The 25,559-nt window shown below is 74.6% G+C and carries 26 protein-coding genes; 12 read left to right on the top strand and 14 right to left on the bottom strand.

Features of this window, described 5'->3' with window-relative positions; all coding sequences use genetic code 11:
• Positions 1-171: 171 nt before the first annotated feature.
• Positions 172-1,098 carry a DUF3027 domain-containing protein gene (locus IE118_RS28440; protein WP_189560947.1) on the bottom strand — a complete coding sequence of 309 codons (927 nt, stop codon included), beginning with the start codon at positions 1,096-1,098 and terminating at the stop codon, positions 172-174.
• Between the two features lie 387 nt (positions 1,099-1,485).
• On the opposite strand from IE118_RS28440, the gene IE118_RS28445 reads away from it, so the two are divergent.
• From IE118_RS28445 to IE118_RS28460, 4 genes are all read left to right on the top strand, one after another.
• Positions 1,486-2,919 (top strand): MFS transporter, encoded by a 1,434-nt coding sequence (locus IE118_RS28445; protein WP_189560948.1) that lies wholly within the window; start codon positions 1,486-1,488, stop codon positions 2,917-2,919.
• Between the two features lie 62 nt (positions 2,920-2,981).
• Positions 2,982-3,455 (top strand): DUF2703 domain-containing protein, encoded by a 474-nt coding sequence (locus IE118_RS28450; RefSeq protein WP_229846972.1) that lies wholly within the window; start codon positions 2,982-2,984, stop codon positions 3,453-3,455.
• Positions 3,425-4,177: a futalosine hydrolase gene (locus tag IE118_RS28455; protein WP_268248977.1), complete on the top strand. Its 753-nt coding sequence runs from the start codon at positions 3,425-3,427 to the stop codon at positions 4,175-4,177. Before IE118_RS28450 ends, IE118_RS28455 begins: the two co-directional genes overlap by 31 nt.
• On the top strand, positions 4,164-5,033 hold the full coding sequence (locus IE118_RS28460) for a 1,4-dihydroxy-6-naphtoate synthase (RefSeq protein WP_189560950.1): 870 nt from the start codon (positions 4,164-4,166) through the stop codon (positions 5,031-5,033). Before IE118_RS28455 ends, IE118_RS28460 begins: the two co-directional genes overlap by 14 nt.
• A gap of 32 nt (positions 5,034-5,065) precedes the next feature.
• Here the strand turns inward: IE118_RS28460 and IE118_RS34650 are convergent, their stop codons facing one another.
• The gene (locus IE118_RS34650) at positions 5,066-5,449 is read right to left on the bottom strand and encodes a cold-shock protein (RefSeq protein WP_004929962.1); all 384 of its coding nucleotides are present in this window, start codon (positions 5,447-5,449) and stop codon (positions 5,066-5,068) included.
• A gap of 164 nt (positions 5,450-5,613) precedes the next feature.
• Here IE118_RS34650 and IE118_RS28470 point away from each other — a divergent pair, with 164 nt between their 5' ends.
• The gene (locus IE118_RS28470) at positions 5,614-5,910 is read left to right on the top strand and encodes a hypothetical protein (protein WP_189560951.1); all 297 of its coding nucleotides are present in this window, start codon (positions 5,614-5,616) and stop codon (positions 5,908-5,910) included.
• Here the strand turns inward: IE118_RS28470 and IE118_RS28475 are convergent.
• Positions 5,868-6,521, bottom strand: coding sequence for an HAD family hydrolase (locus IE118_RS28475; RefSeq protein WP_189560952.1), 654 nt, complete (start codon positions 6,519-6,521; stop codon positions 5,868-5,870). The two genes, IE118_RS28470 and IE118_RS28475, sit on opposite strands and share 43 nt — an antisense overlap.
• 453 nt (positions 6,522-6,974) lie before the next feature.
• A complete protein-coding gene (locus tag IE118_RS28480) occupies positions 6,975-7,988 on the bottom strand; it encodes a hypothetical protein (protein WP_189560953.1) in 1,014 nt (337 codons plus the stop codon).
• A gap of 117 nt (positions 7,989-8,105) precedes the next feature.
• Here IE118_RS28480 and IE118_RS28485 point away from each other — a divergent pair, with 117 nt between their 5' ends.
• Together IE118_RS28485 and IE118_RS28490 are read left to right on the top strand one after the other, a co-directional pair.
• Complete coding sequence (locus IE118_RS28485) at positions 8,106-10,751, top strand: helicase-associated domain-containing protein (RefSeq protein ID WP_189560954.1); 2,646 nt, start codon at positions 8,106-8,108, stop codon at positions 10,749-10,751.
• Positions 10,752-10,936: 185 nt separating this feature from the next.
• Positions 10,937-12,580: a DNA repair helicase XPB gene (locus tag IE118_RS28490; RefSeq protein WP_189560955.1), complete on the top strand. Its 1,644-nt coding sequence runs from the start codon at positions 10,937-10,939 to the stop codon at positions 12,578-12,580.
• Positions 12,581-12,589: 9 nt separating this feature from the next.
• Here the strand turns inward: IE118_RS28490 and IE118_RS28495 are convergent, their stop codons facing one another.
• From IE118_RS28495 to IE118_RS28510, 4 genes are all read right to left on the bottom strand, one after another.
• Entirely contained in the window at positions 12,590-12,964 is a 375-nt protein-coding gene (locus IE118_RS28495) for a hypothetical protein (RefSeq protein ID WP_189560956.1), read from the bottom strand.
• A 157-nt stretch (positions 12,965-13,121) separates the two neighbouring features.
• Positions 13,122-13,907 (bottom strand): ABC transporter permease, encoded by a 786-nt coding sequence (locus IE118_RS28500; protein ID WP_189560957.1) that lies wholly within the window; start codon positions 13,905-13,907, stop codon positions 13,122-13,124.
• On the bottom strand, positions 13,904-14,860 hold the full coding sequence (locus IE118_RS28505; protein WP_189560958.1) for an ATP-binding cassette domain-containing protein: 957 nt from the start codon (positions 14,858-14,860) through the stop codon (positions 13,904-13,906). Before IE118_RS28505 ends, IE118_RS28500 begins: the two co-directional genes overlap by 4 nt.
• Before the next feature lie 22 nt (positions 14,861-14,882).
• Positions 14,883-15,554, bottom strand: coding sequence for a DUF4097 family beta strand repeat-containing protein (locus IE118_RS28510; protein ID WP_189560959.1), 672 nt, complete (start codon positions 15,552-15,554; stop codon positions 14,883-14,885).
• Between the two features lie 222 nt (positions 15,555-15,776).
• On the opposite strand from IE118_RS28510, the gene IE118_RS28515 reads away from it, so the two are divergent.
• Complete coding sequence (locus IE118_RS28515; protein WP_189560960.1) at positions 15,777-16,535, top strand: MarR family transcriptional regulator; 759 nt, start codon at positions 15,777-15,779, stop codon at positions 16,533-16,535.
• A 47-nt stretch (positions 16,536-16,582) separates the two neighbouring features.
• On the opposite strand, the gene IE118_RS28520 is transcribed toward IE118_RS28515, so the two are convergent.
• Together IE118_RS28520 and IE118_RS28525 are read right to left on the bottom strand one after the other, a co-directional pair.
• Positions 16,583-16,768 (bottom strand): hypothetical protein, encoded by a 186-nt coding sequence (locus IE118_RS28520; RefSeq protein WP_189560961.1) that lies wholly within the window; start codon positions 16,766-16,768, stop codon positions 16,583-16,585.
• A gap of 150 nt (positions 16,769-16,918) precedes the next feature.
• A complete protein-coding gene (locus tag IE118_RS28525) occupies positions 16,919-17,800 on the bottom strand; it encodes an aldo/keto reductase family oxidoreductase (protein ID WP_189560962.1) in 882 nt (293 codons plus the stop codon).
• A gap of 93 nt (positions 17,801-17,893) precedes the next feature.
• Between IE118_RS28525 and IE118_RS28530 the strand changes: the two genes are divergently transcribed.
• Together IE118_RS28530 and IE118_RS28535 are read left to right on the top strand one after the other, a co-directional pair.
• A complete protein-coding gene (locus IE118_RS28530) occupies positions 17,894-18,778 on the top strand; it encodes a helix-turn-helix domain-containing protein (RefSeq protein ID WP_189560963.1) in 885 nt (294 codons plus the stop codon).
• A 238-nt stretch (positions 18,779-19,016) separates the two neighbouring features.
• Positions 19,017-21,110 (top strand): HelD family protein, encoded by a 2,094-nt coding sequence (locus IE118_RS28535; protein WP_189560964.1) that lies wholly within the window; start codon positions 19,017-19,019, stop codon positions 21,108-21,110.
• A gap of 114 nt (positions 21,111-21,224) precedes the next feature.
• Here the strand turns inward: IE118_RS28535 and IE118_RS28540 are convergent, their stop codons facing one another.
• Together IE118_RS28540 and IE118_RS28545 are read right to left on the bottom strand one after the other, a co-directional pair.
• A complete protein-coding gene (locus IE118_RS28540; protein ID WP_189560965.1) occupies positions 21,225-21,914 on the bottom strand; it encodes a copper homeostasis protein CutC in 690 nt (229 codons plus the stop codon).
• Positions 21,915-22,039: 125 nt separating this feature from the next.
• On the bottom strand, positions 22,040-22,720 hold the full coding sequence (locus IE118_RS28545; RefSeq protein ID WP_189560966.1) for a maleylpyruvate isomerase family mycothiol-dependent enzyme: 681 nt from the start codon (positions 22,718-22,720) through the stop codon (positions 22,040-22,042).
• Between the two features lie 398 nt (positions 22,721-23,118).
• Here IE118_RS28545 and IE118_RS28550 point away from each other — a divergent pair, with 398 nt between their 5' ends.
• Both IE118_RS28550 and IE118_RS28555 read left to right on the top strand, forming a co-directional pair.
• Positions 23,119-23,781 carry an HD domain-containing protein gene (locus tag IE118_RS28550; RefSeq protein ID WP_189560967.1) on the top strand — a complete coding sequence of 221 codons (663 nt, stop codon included), beginning with the start codon at positions 23,119-23,121 and terminating at the stop codon, positions 23,779-23,781.
• A 10-nt stretch (positions 23,782-23,791) separates the two neighbouring features.
• Complete coding sequence (locus IE118_RS28555; protein WP_229846973.1) at positions 23,792-24,859, top strand: GNAT family N-acetyltransferase; 1,068 nt, start codon at positions 23,792-23,794, stop codon at positions 24,857-24,859.
• Here the strand turns inward: IE118_RS28555 and IE118_RS28560 are convergent.
• Together IE118_RS28560 and IE118_RS28565 are read right to left on the bottom strand one after the other, a co-directional pair.
• Entirely contained in the window at positions 24,841-25,125 is a 285-nt protein-coding gene (locus tag IE118_RS28560) for a DUF4031 domain-containing protein (protein WP_189560968.1), read from the bottom strand. The genes IE118_RS28555 and IE118_RS28560 overlap by 19 nt on opposite strands.
• A complete protein-coding gene (locus tag IE118_RS28565) occupies positions 25,122-25,523 on the bottom strand; it encodes a DUF8819 family protein (protein ID WP_189560969.1) in 402 nt (133 codons plus the stop codon). Before IE118_RS28565 ends, IE118_RS28560 begins: the two co-directional genes overlap by 4 nt.
• Between the last annotated feature and the right edge of the window lie 36 nt (positions 25,524-25,559).

Genomic DNA, 25,559 nt, shown 5'->3' on the forward strand with positions numbered 1-25,559 from the left:
TCGCCCGCGCCGTCACCGCCTCGCGGGCCGGGGAGGTCTTCGCGGCAGGGTGACCCGAGGGACGCCCCCGCGCCCCCGCAGGGCCGGGGGCGCGGGGGCGTCGGCGACGAGGGGTGCGGCGACGCCCCGGGGCGTCACGCGTCCGAGCCGTGCCGCCCCACGGCGCACCCGCTAGCTGTGCCCCAGCTCCGCCGACGACTCGTCCTCCGTCGCCGGGACCGAGCCGGAGTCCGGGGAGGGGCGGAGGGGGAAGGGGTCGACGCGGGTCTCGTCGATGACCGGCGGGGGCGGCTGCGGGGGCTTCGGCATGACCGCGGCCTCCGAGTGGCCGCCGCAGCCGTAGGCGAGGGAGACGACATGGCCGTCGGCCGGGGAGAACTCGTTGGCGCACACGCCGAAGGCCTGGCCCAGGGAGCCGCCGATGCGGGCGAGGAAGCCGCACGACATGCAGGACGCCGGGGCCGCCTGCGCCATGGGGGTCTTCGCGCCGAACGACTCCTCCCAGCGGTCGGCGGCGGAGTGCAGTCCGTAGCGGGACAGGACGCGGGCGCGGCGCAGCCCCAGTTCCTCAGCGATCGCGGCGATCGTGCCGCGGGCCGGCACGACGGGCTGGGCGGCGGGAGCGCCCGCCGTGACCTCGGCGTCCTCGGCCTCGACCAGGTCGGCCATCTCCTCGGACACCACCGAGTTCGGCGGCGGCTCCTCCTCGCCGGAGTACCCCGGCTCCAGGCGGAGGTCCTCGGCGTCGGTGGGGAGGAGGTCGCCGGGCCCCATGTCACCGGGGCGCAGCCGCTCGCTCCACGGCACCCACTCCGGCGCCAGGAGCGCGTCCGGGCCGGGCAGCAGCACCGCCTCGTCGACCGTGACGATCTTGGCGCGGGAGGCGCGGGCGACCGTCACGGCCCAGCGCCAGCCGCGGTAGCCGGGCTCACCGCACCCGAAGTAGTGCGTGACGACACGGTCGCCCTCGGAGATGAGCCCCTCGTGCGCGCCCACGATCCCGGGCGCGGCCACCTCCTCGGCTGCGGCGCGTGCGAGGTCGACGGCCTCGGCGCACAGACGGTCGGGGGTGCGGCTTCGCGTTGTCGCTGCGCTCACAGGTATCGCTTCTCTCCTACGCCGTCTCACGAGTGCGCCACTCCCAGCGCGGGGGGCGGACGGAGCGGACAGTGGGACCGCGTCGACGTCCGCGCCGCAACGTGCTCGGGCGCGCCTCCATCCATTCTGCGGGATGGCTGAGATACGCACGCTACCTGTTCGCGTGCGCTGGGCCTACACCGACGGTTGTTCCGGTGTCCCGCGCGCCGGTTTCCGGAGGGCGGACCACCGCTTCCGGCAGCGTCTTTCCGGCGGCGACCCGCTGTCGTCGCGCTCATGCCAGTCGGGACGTCCGCGGACCCCCGGGTTCCGCCGTACAGCCGCACCCCGGGAGCCGCGGTGGCGGATACGGCACTATGCACCGGCATCTCGGGGCACTATGACGACGTGGCTACCGCGAGGACACCCCAGGGCGCCACCGGGACCGGTGGGGCCGATGAGGCCAAGGGAAGCGGCCGACGCCTCGGCACGGGCGGGGCGGGCGGCCGCCTTCGCGCGTGCGGACGCGTGCTGCGTCTGCCCGTGACCGGGACCGCCCGCGGGATCCGCCGGGCCACCCACGCGCACGGCGCCGGGGAGTCCGGACTCGGCAAACTCATCGAACTGCACGGCGTGAACGGCGCCGGCGACGTCATGATCACGGTCGCGCTGGCGTCCACCGTCTTCTTCTCCGTGCCGACGGACGAGGCCCGCGGGCGTGTCGCCCTCTACCTCGCCATCACCATGGCACCCTTCACACTCCTCGCCCCGGTGATCGGCCCGCTCCTGGACCGGCTGCCGCACGGCCGCCGCGCCGCCATGGCCGGCGCGATGCTCGCCCGGGCGCTGCTGGCGCTCGTCCTGTCCGGCGCGGTGATCACCGGCGGGATCGAGCTGTACCCGGCCGCGCTGGGCGTGCTGGTCGCCTCCAAGGCGTACGGCGTGGTCAGAAGCGCCGTCGTGCCGCGGCTGCTGCCACCCGCCTTCTCCCTGGTGAAGGCGAACTCACGGGTCACCCTCGGCGGACTGCTGGCCACCGGGATCGCCGCGCCGATCGGCGCGGGCCTCCACCAGATCGGGCCGCGCTGGCCGCTGTACGGGGCGTTCGCGCTGTTCGTGACGGGCATGTTCCTGTCGTTCCGGCTGCCGCACAAGGTGGACTCCGGCAAGGGCGAGGCGGTGGCGCTGCTCGCCGCCGACGAGCAGCACCTGCACGGCCCGCACCGCAAGACGGACAAGCGCCCGGGGCTGCGCACGGTCGGCCCGGCCGTGACCCACGCACTGGCCGCCAACGCCTCCATCCGCTGCCTCACCGGCTTCCTGATCTTCTTCCTGGCGTTCCTGCTGCGCGAGCACCCGATGTCCGGCCAGAGCGCCGCGGTGTCGCTCGGCATAGTGGGCGTGGCGGCCGGGGCGGGCAACGCGCTCGGCACCGCGGTCGGGGCGGGCCTCAGGTCGCGCGCCCCGGAGATCATCATCGTGACGGTGGTGGCGTGCGTGGTGAGCGCGGCCATCGTGGCGGCGGCGTTCTTCGGCGCGGTCCTGGTGGCGTGTCTCGCGGCGATCGCCGGGTTCGCGCAGGCGCTGGCCAAGCTGTCGCTGGACGCGCTGATCCAGCGCGACGTGCCCGAACTCGTCCGGACGTCGGCGTTCGCCCGGTCGGAGACGCTGCTGCAGATGTCGTGGGTGCTGGGCGGCGCGATCGGCATCGCCATGCCGCTGATCGGGCCACTGGGGCTGGCGGTGGGCGCGGCGATCGTCGCGACGGGCTGGCTGACCACGGTCCGCGGGCTGATCCGCTCGGCCCGCCAGGGGCACGCCGGACGCTCGCGAGTGGCGTAACGCTCCGGCCACGCCGTACCCCACGTGGGGAGCGGAGCCGACCCGCCCGATAGCCTTCCGCCATGACCACGCTGCAATCCGCTGTGCGACGCCGCCGCGCCGTCGCCGCCGCCGGCGCCGTATCCGCCGGACTGCTCGTCCTGGCCGCCTGTGACAAGCCGACGCCGATGGCCACCATCACGGTGGGCAGCGACTCGGTGAGTTCCGAGGCGACCTGCGGCGGCGAGGACGAGGCCATCAAGGCCGCCGACCTCAACAAGTGCCTCCAGGACAAGGGCATCGACGAGATCACCGTCGACCCCGACGAGACGGTCCGCTTCGGTGTCGACCCGGAGGTCGCCGACAAGGGCTGGACCATCCTGATGAACGGTCAGCCGCTCACCGACTCCAGCACCAAGACCTACCGCACCATCCCGGGCAGCGTGTTCTTCAACGCCCAGTACGGCGCCCAGGGCGACTCGACCCTCGTGTCGGTCAAGGAGGGCGAGAAGGACACCACGGCCCTGTGGTCCTTCCGTCTGAAGAAGGACGCCTGATCACGTCGTCCGCACGCGTTCTCGTGGCCACCGCGGTCCCCGTCGAGCGGGACGCGGTGGCCCGGGCGTTCCCGGGGCCGGTGGAGGAGCTCGCGCTGCCCGGCGCGACGGTGCGCCGGGTCACCGGCGGGGCCGACCTCCTCGCCGCCGGTGTGGGCCCGGCCCTCGCCGCCGCGTCCACGGCCGGCGCGCTGACCGCCGCCGCCCTCGACGGCCGGCCCTACCGCCTGGTCGTCTCCGCCGGGATCGGCGGCGGCTTCCTCCCGCACGCGCCCCTCGGCTCGCTCGTCGTCGCCGACGAGATCACCGCGGCCGACCTGGGCGCCGAGTCGCCCGACGGTTTCCTGCCGGTCACCGACCTCGGCTTCGGCACCGTCACCCACCGTCCGCCCGCCGCCCTGGTCCGGGAGGCGGCCGCCGCGGCCGGCGCGCTCACCGGGGCCGTGCTCACCGTGTCGACCGTGACCGGGACCGCCGCCCGCGCGGACGCCCTCCGGGCGCGGCACCCGCGGGCCCTCGCCGAGGCGATGGAGGGCTTCGGCGTGGCCGAGGCCGCCGCCGCGCACGGCGTGCCCGTGCTGGAGGTGCGGGCGGTGTCGAACCCCGTCGGTCCGCGCGACCGCGCCGCCTGGCGCATCGGCGACGCCCTGACCGCCCTCGCCGAGGGCTTCGGGAAGCTCGCGCCCGTCCTGGAGAGTTGGATGCAGCATGACCACCAGTGAGCACACCGGCGAGCCGCAGCGGCTGCGGATCGCCTACTCGCCCTGCCCGAACGACACCTTCGTCTTCGACGCCCTCGCCCACGGCCGGGTGCCGGACGCGCCCGCCCTCGACGTCACCTTCGCCGACATCGACCTCACCAACGGCATGGCCGAACGCGGCGAGCTGGACGTGCTGAAGGTGTCGTACGCGGTGCTGCCCTACGTCCTCGACACGTACGCGCTGCTGCCGTGCGGGGGCGCGCTGGGGCGGGGCTGCGGGCCGCTGGTGCTCACCCGGGAGGCGGGCGCGGACCTCACCGGGCGCACGGTCGCCGTGCCGAGCGAGAGGTCGACGGCCTACCTGCTGTTCCGGCTGTGGGCGGCGGACGTCGTGCCCGGCGGGGTCGGGCGGATCGTGGTGATGCCGTTCCACGAGATCATGCCCGCCGTGCGGGACGGGAAGGTCGACGCGGGCCTCGTCATCCACGAGGCGCGCTTCACCTACCAGCACTACGGGCTGCACAAGCTCGCCGACATGGGCGAGCACTGGGAGCGGACCACGGGCCTGCCCATCCCGCTGGGCGCGATCATCGCCCGGCGGTCCCTGGGCGAGGAGACGCTGACCCGGCTCGCCGCCGCGATCCGCACCTCCGTACGGGCCGCCTGGGACGACCCCGGGGCATCGCGCCCGTACGTCATGGAACACGCGCAGGAGATGGACCCGGCCGTCGCCGACCAGCACATCGGGCTGTACGTCAACGAGTTCACGGCCGACCTCGGCGAGGACGGCTACGCGGCCGTCCGCGGACTGCTCACCCGCGCGGCGGCCGAGGGGCTGGTGCCGCCCCTCGGCCCGGACGCGCTGCGGTTCCCGTAGGGCGGGGGCCCGTCCCGGCCGCCGGACAGGCCCTAGACGTCGAGCTGGTCGGCGACCGCGCGGAGCAGGCCGGCGATCTTCTTGCCGGCCGCGCGCTCGGGGTAGCGGCCCCGCTCCAGCGACGGCGTGATGTTCTCCAGCAGGGTCGTGAGGTCCTGGACGATGGAGGCCAGCTCGTCCGGCTTCTTGCGCTGGGCCGCCGCGACCGACGGGGTCGGGTCGAGGATGGTCAGGGAAAGGGCCTGGTCGCCGCGCTGTCCGGCGACCACTCCGAACTCCACGCGCTGGCCCGGCTTCAGGGCCTCGACTCCGGCGGGGAGGACCGAGGAATGCACGAAGACGTCGCCGCCGTCGTCACGGGAGAGAAAGCCGAAGCCCTTCTCACTGTTGAACCACTTGACCTTGCCGGTGGGCACGTCTGTCCTCGTCCTCGTACTCGTCGGGAAAACTGCTTCGGAAAACGGCTCTTGATAGCACTCGGGCGGGCCCGATGACCCGCCGGTACCAAGGCTAATGGTCTTCAGGCCGGTGACAAGACGTCACCCGGTCGTTCCTCACGCGCAGGAACTACCCTGGTCGGGTGCGTGACAAAACCCAAGCGAATTCCGCGGCGCCCGGCGACGGACTGGTTCGTGCCGGCGCCCTTGTGTTCATCGTCGGTGCCGTGGCCACTTTGGTCACGGTGGCCCCGCTGTTCCTCGGAACGACGCCCTTTCCGACCTACATGTTCGTCCTGAGCATGCTGATGGGCGTCGGATTCCTGATGGCCGGGGCGGGCGTGCTGCGCTCGGCCGCGGCGGGACGGCGGACGGCGCGGACCGGTCAGGGGGCGGATCAGCAGACCGGTCGGCTGTCCGAGGGGCAGCCGGTGCGGTAGTCCGAAAACCATCGCGGGAATTCCGTCAGCGCGGTGAGCACCACGTCGGCGCCGGCCGCCCGCAGCTCGGCGGCGTCGCACGGGCCGCTGGCCACCGCGACGGACAGCGCGCCGGCGGTCCGCGCGCCGCGCACGTCGCCCACGTGGTCACCGACGTAGACGGCGGCCTCGTGCGCGCGCAGCGCCGACGCCTTCTGCTCGGCCCACAGCCCGCCGATCACGGTGTCCGGCTCGATGCCGAGGTGGGCGAGGTGCAGCTTGGCGTTGGGTGCGTACTTCGCCGTCACGACGATCGCCCGCCCGCCCGCCTCCCGGACGGCGGCTATCGCCTCCCGGGCGCCGGGCAGGGCGGGGGTGGGCGTGATGGCGTACTCCGGGTACATCTCCCGGTACAGGTCGGCGACCTCGTCGACCCGCTCGGCGGGGAACCAGTTGATCAGCTCGTCGCCCAGCGGCGGCCCGAGCCGGCTGACCGCGAGCTCGGCGTCGATGTACGTACCCGTCCGCTCGGCCAGGGCCAGGTAGCAGGCGCGGATACCGGGACGGGAGTCGATCAGCGTCATGTCGAGGTCGAAACCGACGGTGGGCGGGAGCGGGGTCGTGGAGGCCATGCCGGCCATTGTGCCCGCGCGCCACTTGCCACCCCACGGCCCCCGTGCCCCGGAACAGCCGGGGGCGGCCGGCCACCCAGCCGTGGACGGTCGGGGGCGCGACGGCACCGCCCGGCGGCGTGGTCACGGCGGGCGTCCGTGCACTGGATCGCCCCCGCCGCCCCTTCCCGTCCCGTCCCCGGGGCTCCGCCCCCGGACCCCGCTCCTCAAACGCCGGAGGGGCTGATGGTGCGCCGGCGCCGGGAGGCCCGAGTGGGCTGGACTCGTGTTGTCGCGCCGAAAGACCCGGGGCCGGGAGAGCCCGGGGCCGGGAAGGCCCGGGGGCCGGGAAGGCCCGGGGGCCGGGAAGGCCCGGGGGCCGGGAAGGCCCGGGGGCCGGGAAGGCCCGGGGGCCGGGAAGGCCCGGGGGCCGGGAAGGCGTAGGAGGGTCCGGCGTCGGCGCAGTCGGAGGGGTCAGGCGCGTCGGCGTTGGGAGCGCCAGATGAGGAACAGGGCGGAGGCGACCGCCGCGCCGCGGATGACCCACGGCCACGTCTCGGTGATCGCGGCGTTCATCTGCCCCTCGGCGATCGGCGTGCCCCAGCGTCCCTCCGTCCTCCCCCACAGCCACATCACCCCGCCCGTGAGCGCCAGCCCGGGGATGATGACGACCGCCCACTTCGACTCCGCCGGGCTGAGCCGCCGCGAGGCGTACGCGATCAGCCAGCCCAGGATCAGGGCGAACCAGCTCCCCAGCACCGCGCCCGCGACCAGCAGTCCGGCGGCGAGCAGCAGCAGCGGGTTGCTCCAGCGGCGGGAGGGCAGCCGCAGGAAGCGGCGGCGGCCCGGCACCACTGCCTCCTCCGCCTCCGTCTCCGCCACGGCGACGGGTCCGGCGGCGCGCTCCGGCGCGTCCTTCTCCGTCGCCGCCGGGGGCCGCAGGAGTTCCGGGATCTCCACGCCCCCCACGAACCCGGGCACCTCGTCCCCGACACCGAACGCGCTGGAGTCCACCCGCCACCAGTCGGGCTGGGAGGCGCTGTCCCCGAGTTCGTCCGTACCGGCCCGGTGCGGCGGGGACGGCACGCCGGTGGGCGCGGGGTCCACCGGCTCGGCCGGGCGGGGCCGCGGGACCACCCTGCGCAGGACCCCCTTCGCCCGCTCACCGCGGTCTCCGCGGTCCCCGCGCTCGTCCTGCTCCGGCTCGCGCTGCACCGGCACGGCGGCGGGCGCCCCGGAGGCGCGCGGAGCCGTACCGGGCCCGTCCTCCGCCGCCGCGACGACCTCGGTCGGCGTGCCGATGCGGGAGATGATGCGGCGCACCGCGGCCGGTGAATCGACCACGGCCTTCGCCCGCCGCCGGTCGATCTCGTCGCGCAGCTCGGCGACCAGCCGCATGCGGGCCGCCGACGGCAGCTGCCGCTGCTGCGCGACGTCGCCGACGCGGCTCAGATATTCGTAGACGACCTGGTCGCTTTCGATACCCACGAAGTCCCCTCCGGGACGGATGCGTTGGGACACCGTCGCCCGACGGTACCGCGCGCGGGCCCGGCCGGCCCAACTCCCGGCACCCCGCGGACGTGCCCACCCGCTAACGTGAGGCGGATGAGCACCGAGGACAAGCCCGCGGCGGCCCCCCGATCCCTCGCCGAGGCCCTCCGGGAGCGGGACGACGCCTCCCTGGCCGCGCTGCTGCGCAGCCGGCCGGACCTCATCACGCCCGTGCCCACCGATCTCACCCAGCTCGCCACCCGCGCCGGCACCCGCGCCTCGGTGGTGCGCGCCCTGGAGCGGCTGGACCGGTTCACGCTGCAGACCGCCCAGGCGCTGGCCGTGGCCGAGGACCCGGCGGCGTACGGGGAACTGCTCGCGCTGCTCGCGGGCGACGACGGCGGTGACGCCGACCCCGCGGTCTCCGCCGCGCTGCCGCGCGCGCTCGCCGTGCTGCGCGAGCAGGCCCTGGTGTGGGGCGGCGACGACCGGCTGCGGCTGGTCCGCACGGCCCGGGAGCTGCTGGCGCCGTCGCCGCAGCACCCGTCGCCGACCGGGCTCGGCCCGACGGTGCGGGAGGCCACGGCGGGGATGTCGCCGGGACGGATCCAGGAGATCGTGACGACGGCGGGACTTCCCACCACCCACGACTCCGTCTCCGCCGTGACCGCGCTGACCGCCCTGTTCAGCGACCCGGTGCGGATGTCCGCGCTGCTCGACGAGGCACCGGCGGAGTCCGTGGAGGTGCTGGAGCGGCTCGTGTGGGGCCCGCCGTACGGGCAGGTGACCGCGGATCCGGCGCCCCGGCTGCGCTGGCTGCTGGACCGGGGGCTGCTGCTGCCGACGGCGCCCGGGACGGTCGTCCTGCCGCGCGAGGTGGCGCTGCGGCTGCGGGCGGGGCGGGCGCACCGCACGCCGGAGCCGGTGCCGCCGCCGGTCGAGGCGGCCGCCACGCACCGTCCGCAGGTGGTGGACGCGACGGCGGCCGGGCAGGCCCACACGGCGCTGGCGACGGTCGAGGAGCTGCTGAAGGACTGGCACGAGGGCGGTCCGCCGGTGCTGCGGGCGGGCGGGCTGAGCGTGCGCGACCTGAAGCGGACCGCCGTGGCCCTCGACGTGACCGAGCCGGTGGCCGCGTTCTGGGTGGAACTGGCCTACGCGGCCGGGCTGCTGGCCTCCGACGGCGAGGCGGACGAGCGGTATGCGGCGACGCCCGCGTACGACGAGTGGCTGGAGCGGCCCGACGCGGAGCGGTGGGCCCGGCTGGCCACGGCGTGGCTGGCGGCGACCCGGTCGGCGGGGCTGGTCGGCGGGCGGGACGCCAAGGACCACAGCCTGGCGGCGCTGGGCCCGGGTCTGGACCGCTCGGCGGCCCCGGAGGTGCGGCACCGGGTGCTGACCCTGCTGGCCGCCCTGCCGGAGGGCGCCGCCCCGGCCACCGGGTCGGTGCTGGCCCGGCTGCGGTGGGAACGGCCGCCGCGGGGCGGGCGGGGCGGTGTCACGCCGGCCGACGGCGGTCCCCGCGGAGCGGCGGGACAGCCGGGCGACGGCGGGCGCGGCACGCCGGCCGACGGGGAGGGCGGGGACGACCTGCGGAGCCGGCTGGCGCGGTGGACGCTGTCCGAGGCCGAGATGCTCGGGGTCACCGGACGCGGCGCCCTCTCCTCGCACGGGCGGGCGCTGATCGGCGCGCCCGCGCCCCGGCGCCCGGAGGAGGCGGAGCCCTCGGGGCCCGGCGACAAGCTGCCCGTCCACCACCGGCCCGCCCCGCCCGCTCCCGTGCCCGCCCCGCTCTCGCCCGCCGAGCGGGACATCGCCTCCGCTGCCGCCGCCCGGCTGCTCGCGCCGCTGCTGCCCGAGCCGCTGGACCACGTGCTCCTCCAGGCCGACCTGACGGCGGTGGCGCCGGGCCCGCTGGAGCGGCCGCTCGCCGACATGCTGGGGGTCCTCGCGGACGTGGAGTCGAAGGGTGGCGCGACGGTCTACCGGTTCACGCCCGGTTCGGTACGGCGCGCACTCGACGCCGGCCGGACCGCCTCCGACCTGCACGCCTTCCTCACCACGCACTCCCGTACGCCCGTCCCGCAGCCGCTGGCGTACCTGATCGACGACGTCGCCCGCCGGCACGGGCACCTGCGGGTCGGTGCCGCGTCGGCGTACGTCCGCTGCGACGACGACGCGATGCTGGGCGAGATCCTCGCCGACCGGCGTGCCGCCGCGCTCGGGCTGCGCCGGCTCGCCCCGACCGTGCTGGCCGCGCAGGCCGACCCGGCCGGACTGCTGGAGGGGCTGCGCGCGATGGGTTTCGCGCCGGCCGCCGAGTCCGCCGAGGGCGATGTCCTCATCACCCGCGCCGACGCCCGCCGCACCCCGCCCCGCACGCCCCCCGAGCCGGTCCCGGACGGGCCGCCCGTCCCCGACGACACGCTGCTGCACGCGGCGGTGCGGGCCGTCCGCGCCGGCGACCTCGCCGCCACCGCGCCGCGCAGGGCGGCCGCCGGGGACCGCTCCGGGGACGGCGAGCTGCCGCGGACGACCGCCGCCGACACCCTCGCCACCCTGCAGGCCGCCGTCCTCACCGGCGAGGTCCTGTGGATCGGCTACGTCAACGCCGAGGGCGCGGCGAGCCAGCGCGTGATCGCCCCGGTCCGCGTCGAGGGCGGCTTCGTCACGGCGTACGACCACACCGCCGAGGAGGTCCGCACGTATCCGCTGCACAGGATCACGGGCGTGGCGGAGCTGGCCGACGAGGAGGGCTGACCCGCCCGGACGCGGGGGCGGGCGGGTGCGCCCCGCGCCGGCCCGCTGGTGAACAAGCTCACGCCGTTGCCGCCCGGGCGGTCCGGGCAGCGCGGGGCACCGGTGGCGCGGGATCAGGCAAACTGGACGTTTGGCCGTGCAGTGCCGGCCGCGTCCGTCGCCGAGCCGCAGAAAGGCAGCCGCGCGTGAATGGTCCGCTCATCGTCCAGTCCGACAAGACTCTTCTCCTCGAGGTCGACCACGAGCAGGCCGACGAGTGCCGGCGGGTCATCGCGCCCTTCGCCGAGCTGGAGCGCGCCCCCGAGCACATCCACACCTACCGGGTGACGCCGCTCGGCCTGTGGAACGCGCGGGCGGCCGGGCACGACGCCGAGCAGGTCGTCGACGCGCTGGTGCAGTACAGCCGCTACCCGGTGCCGCACGCGCTGCTCGTCGACATCGCCGACACCATGGACCGCTACGGCCGGCTCAGCCTGGTCAGGCACCCGGCGCACGGTCTCGTGCTGACCAGCACCGACCGGCCCGTGCTGGAGGAGGTGCTGCGCTCCAAGCGGATCGCGCCGCTCGTCGGCGCGCGGATCGACCCCGACACGGTGGTCGTGCACCCCTCGGAGCGCGGGCAGATCAAGCAGACGCTGCTGAAGCTGGGCTGGCCCGCCGAGGACCTCGCCGGGTACGTGGACGGCGAGGCGCACCCCATCGAGCTGGTCGAGGACGGCTGGGCGCTGCGCCCGTACCAGAAGCAGGCCGTGGAGAACTTCTGGCACGGCGGCTCCGGCGTGGTCGTCCTCCCCTGCGGCGCGGGCAAGACGCTGGTCGGCGCGGGGTCGATGGCGCAGGCGAAGTCGACCACGCTGATCCTGGTCACCAACACCGTCTCGGCCCGGCAGTGGAAGCACGAGCTGGTGAAGCGGACCTCGCTGACCGAGGACGAGATCGGCGAGTACAGCGGGACGAAGAAGGAGATCCGGCCCGTCACCATCGCCACCTACCAGGTGCTGACGACGAAGCGGAAGGGCGTCTACCCGCACCTGGAGCTGTTCGACTCCCGGGACTGGGGCCTGATCCTCTACGACGAGGTGCACCTGCTGCCCGCGCCCGTCTTCAAGTTCACCGCCGACCTCCAGGCCCGGCGGCGGCTGGGCCTGACGGCGACCCTGGTCCGCGAGGACGGCCGCGAGTCGGACGTGTTCTCGCTGATCGGCCCGAAGCGCTTCGACGCGCCGTGGAAGGAGATCGAGGCGCAGGGCTACATCGCCCCGGCCGACTGCGTGGAGGTCCGGGTCAGCCTCACCGAGTCCGAGCGGCTGGCGTACGCGACGGCGGAGCAGGAGGAGAAGTACCGGTTCTGCTCGACGACGGCGACCAAGCAGAAGGTGACGGAGGCGATCGTCCGGCGGTTCGCGGGCCAGCAGATCCTCGTCATCGGCCAGTACATCGACCAGCTCGACGAGCTGGGCGAGCACCTGGACGCGCCGGTGATCAAGGGCGAGACGTCGAACGCCCAGCGGGAGAAGCTGTTCGACGCGTTCCGGGAGGGCGAGATCAGCGTCCTGGTCGTGTCCAAGGTCGCGAACTTCTCGATCGACCTGCCGGAGGCGACGGTCGCGATCCAGGTGTCCGGCACCTTCGGTTCGCGGCAGGAGGAGGCGCAGCGGCTCGGCCGGGTGCTGCGGCCCAAGGCGGACGGGCACCAGGCGCACTTCTACTCCGTGGTCGCCCGGGACACCATCGACCAGGACTTCGCGGCGCACCGCCAGCGGTTCCTCGCCGAGCAGGGCTACGCGTACCGGATCATGGACGCGGACGAGCTGCTGACGGACAGCTGAGCGGGCCCGTCACCCCGCGGGCAGGTTGAACACCACCGCCAGGACGACCAGCCAGGGCAGCAGGGAGAGGCCGGCCAGCCAGGCCCGCGGCACCGACCAGCGGCGGGTCCGGGGCAGCAGCCAGGAGGCGAGCCAGGCGACCGTCGCGGCGGGGCCGCCGTAGAGCACGGTCCCCCAGATCACGGAGAGGGCGGTCGTCAGGGCGCGCGAGCAGTTGTCGGGGCCGCAGCTGTCGGTCGCCATGGGGGACAGCGCCCCGAAGAGGAGCGCCGCCGGCATCAGCAGTGCGCCGAGGCAGGTGGCCACGGCGGGTGCCACCCGGGCGCGGGGGTCCGGCTCGGCCCGGTACCGCCGGGCGGCGGGGTCGGTGTGCTCGTGACGCATTCGGCCAGTGAAACGGCCCGCCGGCGGGCGGCGCACCGGCGCGGGTACTCAGCGGGGCGCGTGCGCGTACTCATACGCCGGCGGGGCGGCGCGCTCCGGCACGGTGCCGGAGTGCGCCGCCCGGGGGGCGGGACGGGGTGTGTTCCCGTCACGGGTGCTACCTCGGGTCCCGGCCGAACCTGGCGGCGGACCAGAAGTAGCCGAGCACCGCCAGGCCCAGGCACCAGGCCACGGCCAGCCATCCGTTGTGGCCGATCTCCGTGCCGAGCAGCAGGCCGCGCAGGGTCTCGATGGCCGGGGTGAAGGGCTGGTACTCGGCGATCGGCCGGAACCAGCCCGGCATCCCGTCGACCGGGACGAAGGCGCTGGACAGCAGCGGCAGCAGGATCAGCGGCATGGCGTTGTTGCTGGCCGCCTCGGCGTTGGGGCTGACCAATCCCATGCCGACGGCGATCCAGGTGAGCGCCAGCGCGAACAGGACCAGGAGTCCGAAGGCGGCCAGCCACTCCAGTGCCGTGGCGTCCGTGGAGCGGAAGCCGATGGCCACGCCCACGGCACCGACGAGGACCACGCTCGCCACCGACTGCAGCACGCTGCCGACGACGTGCCCGACGAGCACGGAGCCCCGGTGGATGGCCATCGTGCGGAAGCGGGCGATGATCCCCTCGGTCATGTCCATGGAGACGGACACGGCGGTGCCGATCGTGGTGCTGCCGATGGTCATCATCAGCACGCCGGGGACGAGGTAGGCGATGTACGCGGAGCGGTCCGCTCCGCCCATGCCCGCGCTCATCACGTCCCCGAAGATGTAGACGAAGAGCAGCAGCAGCATGACGGGCGTGAGCAGCAGGTTCAGGGTGAGGGAGGGATAGCGCCGCGCGTGCAGCAGGTTGCGGCGCAGCATGGTGGACGAGTCGCGCACGGCCAGGGCGAGGGTGCTCATCGGGCGGCCTCCGTGGGCTGGTGGGGGACGGCGGCGCCGCCGGTGAGGGCGAAGAAGACGTCGTCGAGGTCGGGGGTGTGCACGGTGAGTTCGTCGGCCTCGACGCCTTCGGAGTCCAGCCAGTCGAGGATGGAGCGCAGCTCGCGCTGGCTGCCGCCGCTGGGGATCTGCAGGGCGAGGGCTTCGTCGTCCCGGGCCGCCTCGCGCAGGGCGTCGGCGGCGGACCGGTAGCCGGCCGGGTCGGTGAAGCGGAGCCGGACGTGTCCGCCGGGGACGATGCGCTTGAGTTCGTCGGCGGTGCCCTCGGCGGCGATCCCGCCGTCGTGCAGCACGGCGATGCGGTGGGCGAGTTCGTCGGCCTCCTCCAGGTACTGGGTGGTGAGGAAGACGGTGACGCCCCCCGCGACGAGTTCGCGGATGATCTGCCACATGGTGTGGCGGGAGCGCGGGTCGAGACCGGTGGTCGGCTCGTCGAGGAAGATGATCCGCGGGCTGCCGACCAGGGTCATGGCGATGTCGAGGCGGCGCTTCATGCCGCCGGAGTAGGTGGAGGCGGGCTTCCTCGCCGCCTCGGTGAGGTCGAACCGCTCCAGCAGCTCGGCGGCGACCCGCCGTCCCTCGCGCCGGGAGAGGTGGTGCAGGTCCGCCATCAGCAGCATGTTCTCCTCGCCGGTGATCAGGCCGTCCACGGCGGAGAACTGTCCGGTGACGCCGATGGCCGCCCGGACCGCCTGCGGGTCGGTGGCGAGGTCGTGCCCGCCGACCCGCAGGTCACCGGCGTCCGCGGTGACGAGGGTGGAGAGGATCTTGACGACGGTGGTCTTGCCGGCGCCGTTCGGGCCGAGCAGGGAGAAGATCGTGCCTTCCGGGACGGACAGGTCGACGCCGTCGAGCACGACCTTGTCGCCGTAGGACTTGCGCAGCCCGTTCGCCGCGATGGCCAAGCCGGTCATGGGGGGGTTCTCCGATTCGGGTTCACAGGCTGCGGGCGGTGATGTCGCCGTGGGCGGTGGTCGCGTGGACGGTCAGGCCGGCGGCGGCGCCGTCGGCGTTCCTGAGCGTGTTGTCGATCCGGCCGTAGCCGGTGCCGGCGTCGAGGGAGGCGGACACCCCGCGGGCGGCGCCGACGGTGATGTCGCCGTGCTCCGTGCGGAGCGTGAGCGTGCCGCCCACGGCCTCGGTGACGCGGATGTCGCCCTTCCGGGTGCTGATCTCCCCGGGACCGCCGAGGCGGCCGACCGTGACGTCACCGGCGTGGACGGTGAGGCGTGCGCTCGCGGCCTCGTCGATCTCGACCGGTCCCTGCGCGCCCTCGAAGACGACGTCGCCGAGCCGTCCGACGCCCCGGAGCCCGGCGGCGGCCGCCTTCCCCTCGACGCGGGAGCCGGCCGGCAGCCGGACGGTGATCTCGACGGCTCCGGACGCCGGGCCGAGCAGGGGGCGCTGCGGCGCCGGGACCCCGATCCGCAGCACCCCGTCCGCACAGGCGACCTCGACCAGCTCCGCGGCCTTCCTGTCGCGGCCCTTCGTGGGGTCTGCGGGCAGGACCTCGACCTCGGTGTCGGCCCGGTCCGCGGCGACGAACCGGATACGGCCCGCGGGCACGTCGAGGACGACCGAGACCGGGGCGGGGGTGTCGAACTGCATCGTGCGCTCCTTCGGGCCGTTGTTTCTGACACCGGAAACGCTACGTTGCGTTCATGATTTGGGCAACGTTGTTATTGCATTGAGTTGGGGTCTATGCAGGTCAGACCGCCTTTTTCATTGCAATAGCTCTGCGCAGTAACGCAACAAGGGGTGGGGTAGCGTTGCAATGATTGGGACGTTAACGCTACTCTGGCGGCACCACGACCACGGAAGGGGAGCACCGTGCCCGGAGGCAGGCTCACCCAGCAGGAACGCCAGCAGATCGCCCTGGGACTGGCCGACGGGCTCGCCTACGCGGAGATCGCCCGGCGGCTCGGCCGCCCCACCTCCACGATCACCCGCGAGGTGATGCGCAACGGCGGCCCCACCTCCTACCGCGCCGATCTGGCCCACCGCGCCACCGAACGCCGCGCCCACCGGCGCAGGCAGCAGACCACGCCCCGGGGAGCGACGGCGCACGCCGACGGCCACGGACGCGACGCGGAGGCCGTACGCGCCTACGAGGAGACCCTCACCACCGTCTTCATAGCGTCGGGCACGCCCAAGATGATGGCCCGCATCATGGCCTGCCTCACCCTCACCGACCGTCCCAGCCTCACGGCCGCCGAACTCGCCCAGCACCTCCAGGTCAGCCCGGCGTCCATCTCCAAGGCGATCACGTACCTGGAGAGCCAGGACCTCATCCGCCGGCACCGCGGCGAAGGCCGCCGCGAGCGCTACTGCTTCGACGAGGACATCTGGTACCAGTCGATGATGTCGAGCGCGCGGTCCACCGCGCAGATCGCCGAGACCTCACGGCAGGGCGTGGAGATCATGGGGCGCGGCACACCGGCGGCCGTCCGCCTGGAGAACGCCGCCCGTTTCCTCGACTACACCACCGAGACCCTCATCCGCGCGGCCGAGCAGGCGCGAGACATCCTCCAGACCCGCTCCGGGACGGACGCGGACGACAGCGCCGGGCCGCCTTCGGCGCAGGAGTAGGGGCCCGCCCGGCGGCGCGTCCCCCGGGCCGGTGAAGGGGCCGGCGCCTACCTGCGGCGGACGCCCGCTTCCTCGCCGTACTCACCGAGGACGATCACGTCGAAGGCGGCGCCGAGGAACACCTTGACGGCGCGCAGGGCGTCACCGAGACGGTGCGGATGACTGCCCTGGACCGGGGTCGCGCCGGTCGGCCTGACCGGCGGTGTGGTCGGGTGGAGGGTCGCTGCGCTCATGTCTCCATGGTTGCTCTCCGGCCCCGGCGCGGGCATCGGTCGAAGGGACCGATCCGCCGGCCCGCCGCGTACGCCTCCGGGACGACCCGTCCCCCTCGGGCGGGACGGGCCGTCCCCTAGGGGGTGTCGGACTCCCCTGGGGCCGGGCGGTCAGCGACCGATCGCGTCCAGCTCGGCGAGGTCCCGCTCGGACAGCGCGAGGCCCGCGCCGGTGACGTTCTCCCGCAGGTGCGCCACCGACGACGTCCCGGGGATGAGCAGGATGTTGGGCGACCGGTGCAGCAGCCAGGCCAGGGCGACCGGCAGCGGGCGGGTGCCGAGCCGGGCGGCCACGGCGGACAGGGCCCCGGACTGCAGCGGGCTGAAGCCGCCCAGCGGGAAGAACGGCACGTAGGCGATGCCCTGCTCGGCGAGCCGGTCGACGAGGTCGTCGTCCTGCCGGTGGGCGAGGTTGTAGAGGTTCTGCACGCACATGAACGGGGCGATGCTCTCCGCCTCGGCGATCTGGTCGGCGGTGGCGTTGCTCAGGCCCAGGTGCCGGATCAGGCCCTCCCGCTGGAGTTCGGCGAGGGTCTCGTACGCCCGGGCAAGCGAGCCGGGCTGCGGTCCCTGCGCGTTGCCGAGCCGGAGGTTGACCAGGTCCAGCGACTCCACGCCGAGGTGTTCGAGGTTGCTGTGGACGGCCCGGCGCAGGTCGTCCGGCTCCCGGGCCGTGGGCCAGCCGCCCCGGGCGTCGCGGACCGCCCCCACCTTGGTCACGACGTGCACGGAGTCGGGGTAGGGGTGCAGCGCTTCGCGGATCAGCCGGTTGGTGACGTGCGGCCCGTAGGCGTCGGCGGTGTCGATGTGGGTGATGCCGAGACGCACGGCCTCGCGCAGCACCGCGAGCGCGCCGTCGTGATCGGCGGGCGGCCCCATCACGCCGGGCCCGGCCAGCTGCATGGCCCCGTAGCCGAACCGGGTGACGGTCAGGTCGCCCATCGTCCAGGTGCCGCCGGGGAGGGAGGTGGTCGAGGTGGTCGAAGTACTCATGCCCCCACCGTCCGTGCCACGGGCCCGCCCGCCCAGGTCCCTGCCGTTCCTGGGAGTGACAGGGCCAGGGACGGACGGCCCGGCGCGCCTACCATGAACGGCATGCCTGAGGAGAACCTGCTCGGTGACTACCTCCGCGCCCGCCGGGAGCTGGTGACGCCCGGGGACATCGGACTGCCGACCCACGGGACGCGCCGGGTGCCGGGGCTGCGCCGCGAGGAAGTGGCCATGCTCGCCGGCATCAGCTCCGACTACTACCTGCGGCTGGAACAGGGCCGCGACCGCAACCCGTCCGTGCAGGTCCTCGACGCGCTCGCCCGGGTGCTCCGCCTCGACGACACCGCCACCGGCTACCTCCACCAGCTCGCCGCGCCGCGCCCCCGCACCCACCGCCGACCCCGGCGGCAGGCCGTTCCGCCGGCCACGGCCCAACTGCTCGACGCGATCGGACTGCCGGCCTTCGTCACGGACCGGTCCCTCGACGTGATCGCCGCCAACCCGCTCGCCACCGCCCTGGCCCCGGGTCTGCGGGTGGGGGAGAACCGGCTCCGGTCGTTCTTCCTCGACCCCGCCGAACAGGCCCTGCACTCGGACTGGTCCCACACCGCCGCCCGCTGCGTCGCCGCCTTCCGCCGCCGCCTCGGGTCCGACGTCGACGACCCGCGGATCGTCCGGCTCGTCGGCGAACTGTCTCTGGCCAGCGAGGAGTTCCGGCAGGTGTGGGCGCGCCACGACGTGCGGACGACGGGCGACGGGCCGATCGCGATGGACCATCCCCAGGTCGGCCGGCTGCACCTCACCATGTCGAAACTGGACGTCGACGGCCCCGACGGGACGACGCTCGCGGTCTACCACGCCGCGCCGGGCAGCGAGGACGCCGAACGGCTCGCCCTGCTCGCCTCGCTGACCACGGCACCGGGACGGCCGGCCGACGCGCCCGGTGTGCGGGAAGCCGGCGGCTCCTCCCGTACGAACTGACCCGACCGGTACCGCGGGGGGCGCGGCGGGGGCGGGACCACCCCCGGGCGCCCGCCCCGCCGCCCGCCCGCCCCACCGCCCGCCCGGGCGCACAAACCGTTTGGACCGCACCGGCCGCCCGTCCTAGAATCTCCGCTCTTGCCGCCTCCCTCACGGAGCGCCGCCGTCCGGACGGAAACCGGCCGGCATTCCGCACCACCCCACCAGCAGGCCCGGCAGGCCACCCGGAGGCACCCCCTTGTCCGCGTCCACGCCCCTCGACGAACCCGCGAGCACCCACGACGACGACCCGCTCGCCCGCGAACGCTCCCACCTCGCCGCGTCCCGCTCCGCGCTGCGCGCCATGCGCGAGGACGCGGAGGCCCTCGACATCAGCGACGTCACCGCGAACTGGGTCAACGCGGCCGTCCTCCAGCGCCAGATCGAGGAACGCGTCAGGGCACTCGCCGACCTCAGCGACACCCCGCTGTTCTTCGGCCGCCTCGACTACCTGCACGCCCCCGGCGCGGACGGGGCCGAGGGAGCGCGGGGGGAGCAGTTCTACATCGGACGCCGCCATGTGCACGACGCGGACGGCGACCCGATGGTGATCGACTGGCGTGCGCCGGTGTCCCAGCCGTTCTACCGGGCGTCGAGGAAGGACCCGCTGGACGTCGGGCTGCGCCGCCGCTTCGGCTACACCGGCGGCGACCTCACCGCGTACGAGGACGAGCACCTCTCCGGGCCGGCGGCAGTGACGCTCTCCGGCTCCGCCGGGGGCGCCACCACCAGCAAGCTGCTCCAGCAGGAGATCGAACGTCCGCGCGTCGGCCCGATGCGCGACATCGTCGCCACCATCCAGCCCGAGCAGGACGAGATCGTACGGTCCGGCCTGTCCGGCAGCGTCTGCGTGCAGGGAGGCCCCGGGACCGGGAAGACGGCCGTCGGCCTGCACCGGGTCGCCTACCTCCTCTACGCCCACCGCGAGCGGCTGGCCCGCACCGGCACACTGGTCGTCGGCCCGAACCGGTCCTTCCTGCACTACATCGAGCAGGTGCTGCCCGCGCTCGGCGAGCTCACGGTCGCGCAGGCCACGGTGGACGACCTGGTGGCGCACGTCGAGGTGCGCGGCGAGGACGAGGCGGCGGCGGCGGTCGTCAAGGGCGACGCCCGGATGGCCGAGGTCCTGCGCCGGGCCCTCTACTCCCACGTCGCGATGCCCACCGAACCGGTCGTGGTCGTGCGCGGATCACGCCGCTGGCGCGTCCCCGCCTACGAACTGGAGGAACTGGTACGGCAGTTACTCGACCGCGACATGCGCTACGGCGCCGCCCGCGAGGCCCTGCCGCAGCGCATCGCGCACGCCGTGCTGGTGCAGATGGAGCGGGCGGGCGAGGCACCCGACGACCGGGTGCAGGACGCGGTGGCGCGCAACGCCGCGGTGAAGGCGGCGGTGAAGACGCTCTGGCCGGCCGTCGAGCCGGCGAAGCTGGTGCTGCGGCTGCTGAGCGACCCGGAGTTCCTCGCCGAGCACGCGGAGGGACTGCTCGACGAGCGGGAGCAGAAGACGATCCTGTGGGCGAAGCCCGCCCGCTCGGTGAAGTCGGCGACGTGGTCGTCCGCGGACGCGGTACTGATCGACGAGGCGGCCGACCTGGTCCGGCGCACGCACTCCCTCGGGCACGTGGTGCTCGACGAGGCGCAGGACCTGTCCCCCATGCAGTACCGGGCGGTGGGCCGCCGCTGCACCACCGGCTCCGCCACCGTCCTCGGCGACCTGGCCCAGGGCACCACCCCGTGGGCCACGCGCAGCTGGGAGGAGGCCCTGCTCCACCTGGGCAAGCCGGACGCCGTGATCGAGGAACTCACGGCCGGTTTCCGCGTCCCGACGGACGTCATCACCTACGCCTCCCGGCTTCTCCCGCACATCGCGCCGGGCCTGACCCCGGTGGCGTCGATCCGCGAGAACCCGGGCTTCTTCGAGGTGCGCCCGTCCGAGGGCACGGACGACGTGGTCGCCGCCTGCCGCGAACTCCTCGGCAACGAGGGCTCGGTGGGCCTGATCGCGGCGGACGCCCGCGTCCCGGAACTGGCGCGGGCCCTCACGGCGGCCGGCATCACCTACGTCGCCCCCGGGGAGGAGACGACCCCCACCACCCGCCTGACCCTGGTGCCGGCATCCCTGGCGAAGGGCCTCGAGTACGACTACGTGCTCCTCGACGAACCCCGCGCCGTGGTCGACGCCGAACCCGACGAACGCACCGGCCTCCGCCGCCTCTACGTCACCCTCACCCGAGCGGTCTCCGGCCTCGTCATGACCCACCGGACCCCCCTCCCCGCCCAGCTGACGTAGCCGCCGCCCGCCGCCCCTCCGTGCTCCGCGGGCGGGCGCGACGGCGCCCCGCGCACGCCGGGCCGCGCAACCACCCCCGGCCCGCACCCACGCCGGTGCCGGAGAGGCGAAGGCTCAGTCCCCCAGCACCCGCCGCCACTCCGCGACGGCCCCCGCCGAGACCGGCCCGTCCCAGCCCCCCGGCCGGGCCGCGCCCCCGATGTGGAAGGCGTCGATCCCGGCCTCCAGCAGCACCGGCACGTGCTCCAGCCGCAGCCCACCCCCCACCAGCAGCTGCTGCTCGTACCCCGGCTCCCCCCGCCGCCCCGCCTCCGCGAGCAGCGTCGGCAGCCCGGCATCCACACCCCCGGCCGCCCCGGCCGTCAGGTACGTGTCCAGCCCGGGGAAGTCCGCGAGCTGCTTGCGCAACGCCCCCCGGTCGGCGGCCCGGTCGATGGCCCGGTGGAACGTCCACCGGCACCCCTCCAGCGCCCCGGCGACCCGCTCCACCGCCCCCAGGTCCACGTCCCCGTCCGCGTCGAGGAAGCCCAGCACGAACTCCTCCGTCCCCGCCTCCCGCATCGCGCCCGCCGCCGCCACCAGCCGCGGGACGTCCCCCGCGGCGAACCCGTCCGCGAGCCGCAGCATCACCCGGACCGGCAGGTCCACGGCCGCCCGGATCCCCGCGACGGTCGCGGCCGCCGGCGTGAGCCCGTCGGCGGCCATGTCCGTGACCAGTTCGAGGCGGTCCGCACCTCCGGCCTGGGCGGCGACCGCGTCCTCGACGTCGAGGGCGATCACCTCCAGGACTGCACGCTTGCTCATGGGACCCCAATCCTCGGGCTCGGTCGTGACGCGGTCGGCTGCTACAGGACAGATCTGTCCACTACAGGTCTAGTCCAATCCAACCCTACGCCCCGTCCGGCGCCGCCCCGCCCTCCCCCGGGCGGTCAGTCCCCGAAGATGTTCAGCTCCGCCGCCTCCGCCCCCGCCAGCTCGTAGGAGGCCCCGTCCACGGGACGCCCCGCGTACAGCCGTACGAGTGTCGGGCCGTCGCCGATGTAGCGGGCCGGGGGACGCTCCCCCGAGGTGCCGCCCAGCCGCAGCGGCTCGTCGGCGTCGTCGAGGTCGGCGTGCAGGGAGAGGTGCCCCTTGAGACAGGTGACCTGCGCCAGCAGCTCCAGCGCGTACGGCAGGCCCGCGCCCGCGTACGCGCCCGGTTCGCCGAGCGCGACCCGTACGTCCCCGGCGTGCACCCACTCGCCCAGCGCGAGGACGTCCAGCACCCCGCCCGCCTTGGCGATCAGCGGCCCGGCCTCGGTCATCCCCCGTTCCAGCTCGTCCACGACCCGGGAGTTCGCCCACTGGGCGCGCTCCGCGATGTCCCGCTCGTTGCTCCCGGGCGAGAACACGCCCTTCTCGAACCGGCTCTCCACCACCCGCGACAGCGCCGCCGAGCAGTGCGCCAGCACGTCCCGCACCGTCCAGCCCGGACAGGCCGTCACCGGCAGCGCGAAGTCCGCGTCGGCCCGCCCCCGCAGCAGCGGGACCAGCACGTCCCGCTCGACGGTCAGCAGTCGCCCGGGCAGTTCGGGGTCTCGTACGTCGTGCACATCCGCAGGAGTCGTCATGCCCGCCACGCTAGTGCGAGGAGGGGCTTGCCGGTCCCCCCGGCACCGGCAAGCCCTCCTCCTTCACCTGGAACCCGACTCGTCGGGAGGCCGGGCCCCAGGGGCCGGTGCGTGCTCGCCCGCGTTCCGGCCGGCCAGGTGAGCCACTGGGCTGGGCGGCCGGGTGGGGGGACGCGGGCGAGCACGACCCGTCCGGCCGAACGCGACCGCGACGGGGTGTCCGCCGCGATGGTTGAACGTTCGGTGAACCGGTGTCAGGAACCTACGAGCCCGCCCACCGGCCCACTATCCGGAAGCCGTGAGTACGGATACGCAATTAACTCCCGCCTCTCACCGGGCGGCCGGCCGGGTACCGTGACCGCTCCCGGGGACAGCGGGGCCGAGGGGACAATGGGGCCATGGCCGACACCGAAGCCCTTCGTGCCCGTTTCGCCCGCGCCCTGGAGGGGGCCCGCGGACCCGGCGGCGGCCCCGATCCGCTGCCGTACGCGGACGACCTGATCGGGCGCTGGCAAGAACCCCAGCGGCACTACCACACGCTCACCCACCTCACGGCGGTCCTCGACCACGTCGACGCCCTGGCGGACCACGCGGCCGACCCCGATGTCGTACGGCTCGCCGCCTGGTTCCACGACGCCGTGTACCTGCCGGAGCGGTCCGAGAACGAGGAACGCTCCGCCCGGCTCGCCGAGCGGGCGCTCCCCGAGGCCGGGGTGTCCGCGGTGAAGACCGCCGAGGTCGCCCGGCTGGTGCGGCTCACGGTCACGCACGACCCGGCCGGCGACGACCGCGACGGGCAGGTGCTGTGCGACGCCGACCTGGCGATCCTCGCCGCCCCACCGTCCTCCTACGCCGCGTACACCGCCGCCGTCCGCGAGGAGTACTCCTTCGTGCCGAACGACGCCTTCCGCGCCGGCCGTGCCGACGTACTGCGCCAACTCCTCGCCCTGCCGCGCCTGTTCCGCACGCCGCACGGGCAGGAGCACTGGGAGGCCACCGCCCGCTACAACCTGCGCGGCGAGCTGGAAATGCTGTCGACTCCGACGCCGCCACCCGCCTAACCTGCCCGGCATGCGTGCGCTGGGAGCGGAACAGGTGGAGGAAGCCGTCGCGGACTGCGTGACGGCGCTCGGGGCGGTCACCGACCGGAACTGGGAAGAGGTGAGGGCCGGACGGCTGGAGTGGGACTGCCGCAGGACGGCGGAGCACATCGCGAGCGATTTCATCGCCTACGCGGCACAGCTCGCCGGCCGGGCCCAGGACGCCTACACGCCCTTCGCCTTCGGACTCGACGAGGACACCGACAACACCGGCGCCCTCCAGGTGATCACCACGACCGGCGCCCTGCTCGCCGCCGCCGTCCGCACCACCCCCCGCGCGGCCCGCGCCTTCCACCCGTACCCCTACCGGCACGCCAACCGCGAGGGCTTCGCCGCGATGGGCGTGGCCGAAGTGCTGCTGCACACCCACGACATCGCCGAGGGACTCGGCATCGGCTACGAACCACCCGCCGGCCTGGCCTCCTTCGTCCTGACCCGGATCTTCCCCCGGGTCCGGCCCGGCCCGGAGCCGTGGCCGACCCTGCTGTGGGCCACCGGGCGCGGCGACCTGCCCGGCCGGGAGCCGGTCACCGCGTGGAAGTGGAGCAACAACCCGGTGCTCCGCTCGGAGCGGCTCACCCTGGAGGGCGTCACCCCGGCCACCGCCGCCGACCTGTCGCTCGCCGGCGACGGCGGCTACGAGTGGGTCGGCGGGGCCGCCGCCGAGGGCACCCGGGAGGGCGCCGGGATCATGGTGAAGCAGTACGAGGAAGGCGCGTTCCACCCCGAGTGGGGCATGTACGTGCTGGTCCGGCGCGAGGACGACCGCGCGGTGGGCGCGATGGGCTTCCACGGCGCCCCCGGCGGGGACGGCCGGGTCGAGATCGGCTACGACCTCGTCCCGGGAGCCCGCGGCAACGGCTACGCCACCGAGGCGCTGCGCACGCTGTCGCACCGGGCGCTGGAGCAGGACGGCGTACGGACGGTGGTCGCCGTCGTCGAACAGGAGAACGTGCCCTCGCAGAACGTCGTGGCCCGCGCCGGTTTCACCCGGGCCGGCGAGGACGCGGGGCAGCTCACCTACGAACTCCGCGGCTGAGCCGCCGCCGTCCCCTTGCGCCGCCGCAGCCCCGCCGCGTGCAGCAGCCGCACCACCTCGCGGCTGTTGACCTCGACCGCGCCCGCGCGCACCGCGTCGGCGTACCGGTGCTGGGGGATGTCGTAGTGGTCCCGCTCGAAGGCGCGGCGCGGGACGCCCAGTCCGGCGGCGAACAGGTGCAGTTCCGCGTACGAGACGTCGCTCACCAGGTGGGACCAGAGCCGGCCGTGGCCCGGCCAGGTGGGCGGGTCGATGTACACGGTCACGAGGTCACCGCTCCGCCCAGTCCGCCGACCGCCGCGACCCTGACGCCCGCCTTGTGGCACACCCAGTGCGGGTCGGGGCCGAGTTCCGGCTCCACCTCCAGCGCGTGCGGGTCGCCCGTGCCGCACACCGGGCACAGCGGCCAGCGCCCGTACCGCTCCAGCAGGGCGTCCTGCACGTCCTGGGCGACCAGCCCGGCGAGGAACCCGGCGCCCTCCGGCCACTGTTCGACCCACCAGCGCCGGTGCGCCACGGAGTCCTCGACCAGGGACACCACGTCCGCCTCGGCGACCTCGCGCGCGACCAGATCGGCCAGCACGAGGGCGCGCGCGGCGTGCAAAGCTTGTTCCAGGGGGACGACCGGGTGGGTGCCGTGGTCGCCGTGGTGCTCGGGGTCCATGCCCCCATTGTGCGCACTCTTGACCACGGGGCCGCG

The organism is Streptomyces pilosus, from assembly GCF_014649835.1.
Lineage (GTDB): Bacteria > Actinomycetota > Actinomycetes > Streptomycetales > Streptomycetaceae > Streptomyces > Streptomyces pilosus.

Bases quoted from the DNA above. Each gene is read 5' to 3' on its own strand.
- IE118_RS28450 (WP_229846972.1), top strand. From the start codon at position 2,982: ATGACCACGCTGCAATCCGCTGTGCGACGCCGCCGCGCCGTCGCCGCC.
- IE118_RS28460 (WP_189560950.1), top strand. From the start codon at position 4,164: ATGACCACCAGTGAGCACACCGGCGAGCCGCAGCGGCTGCGGATCGCC.
- IE118_RS28475 (WP_189560952.1), bottom strand. From the start codon at position 6,521: ATGGCCTCCACGACCCCGCTCCCGCCCACCGTCGGTTTCGACCTCGAC.
- IE118_RS28485 (WP_189560954.1), top strand. From the start codon at position 8,106: ATGAGCACCGAGGACAAGCCCGCGGCGGCCCCCCGATCCCTCGCCGAG.
- IE118_RS28495 (WP_189560956.1), bottom strand. From the start codon at position 12,964: ATGCGTCACGAGCACACCGACCCCGCCGCCCGGCGGTACCGGGCCGAG.
- IE118_RS28500 (WP_189560957.1), bottom strand. From the start codon at position 13,907: ATGAGCACCCTCGCCCTGGCCGTGCGCGACTCGTCCACCATGCTGCGC.
- IE118_RS28505 (WP_189560958.1), bottom strand. From the start codon at position 14,860: ATGACCGGCTTGGCCATCGCGGCGAACGGGCTGCGCAAGTCCTACGGC.
- IE118_RS28510 (WP_189560959.1), bottom strand. From the start codon at position 15,554: ATGCAGTTCGACACCCCCGCCCCGGTCTCGGTCGTCCTCGACGTGCCC.
- IE118_RS28520 (WP_189560961.1), bottom strand. From the start codon at position 16,768: ATGAGCGCAGCGACCCTCCACCCGACCACACCGCCGGTCAGGCCGACC.
- IE118_RS28525 (WP_189560962.1), bottom strand. From the start codon at position 17,800: ATGAGTACTTCGACCACCTCGACCACCTCCCTCCCCGGCGGCACCTGG.
- IE118_RS28530 (WP_189560963.1), top strand. From the start codon at position 17,894: ATGAACGGCATGCCTGAGGAGAACCTGCTCGGTGACTACCTCCGCGCC.
- IE118_RS28540 (WP_189560965.1), bottom strand. From the start codon at position 21,914: ATGAGCAAGCGTGCAGTCCTGGAGGTGATCGCCCTCGACGTCGAGGAC.
- IE118_RS28545 (WP_189560966.1), bottom strand. From the start codon at position 22,720: ATGACGACTCCTGCGGATGTGCACGACGTACGAGACCCCGAACTGCCC.
- IE118_RS28550 (WP_189560967.1), top strand. From the start codon at position 23,119: ATGGCCGACACCGAAGCCCTTCGTGCCCGTTTCGCCCGCGCCCTGGAG.
- IE118_RS28555 (WP_229846973.1), top strand. From the start codon at position 23,792: ATGCGTGCGCTGGGAGCGGAACAGGTGGAGGAAGCCGTCGCGGACTGC.
- IE118_RS28565 (WP_189560969.1), bottom strand. From the start codon at position 25,523: ATGGACCCCGAGCACCACGGCGACCACGGCACCCACCCGGTCGTCCCC.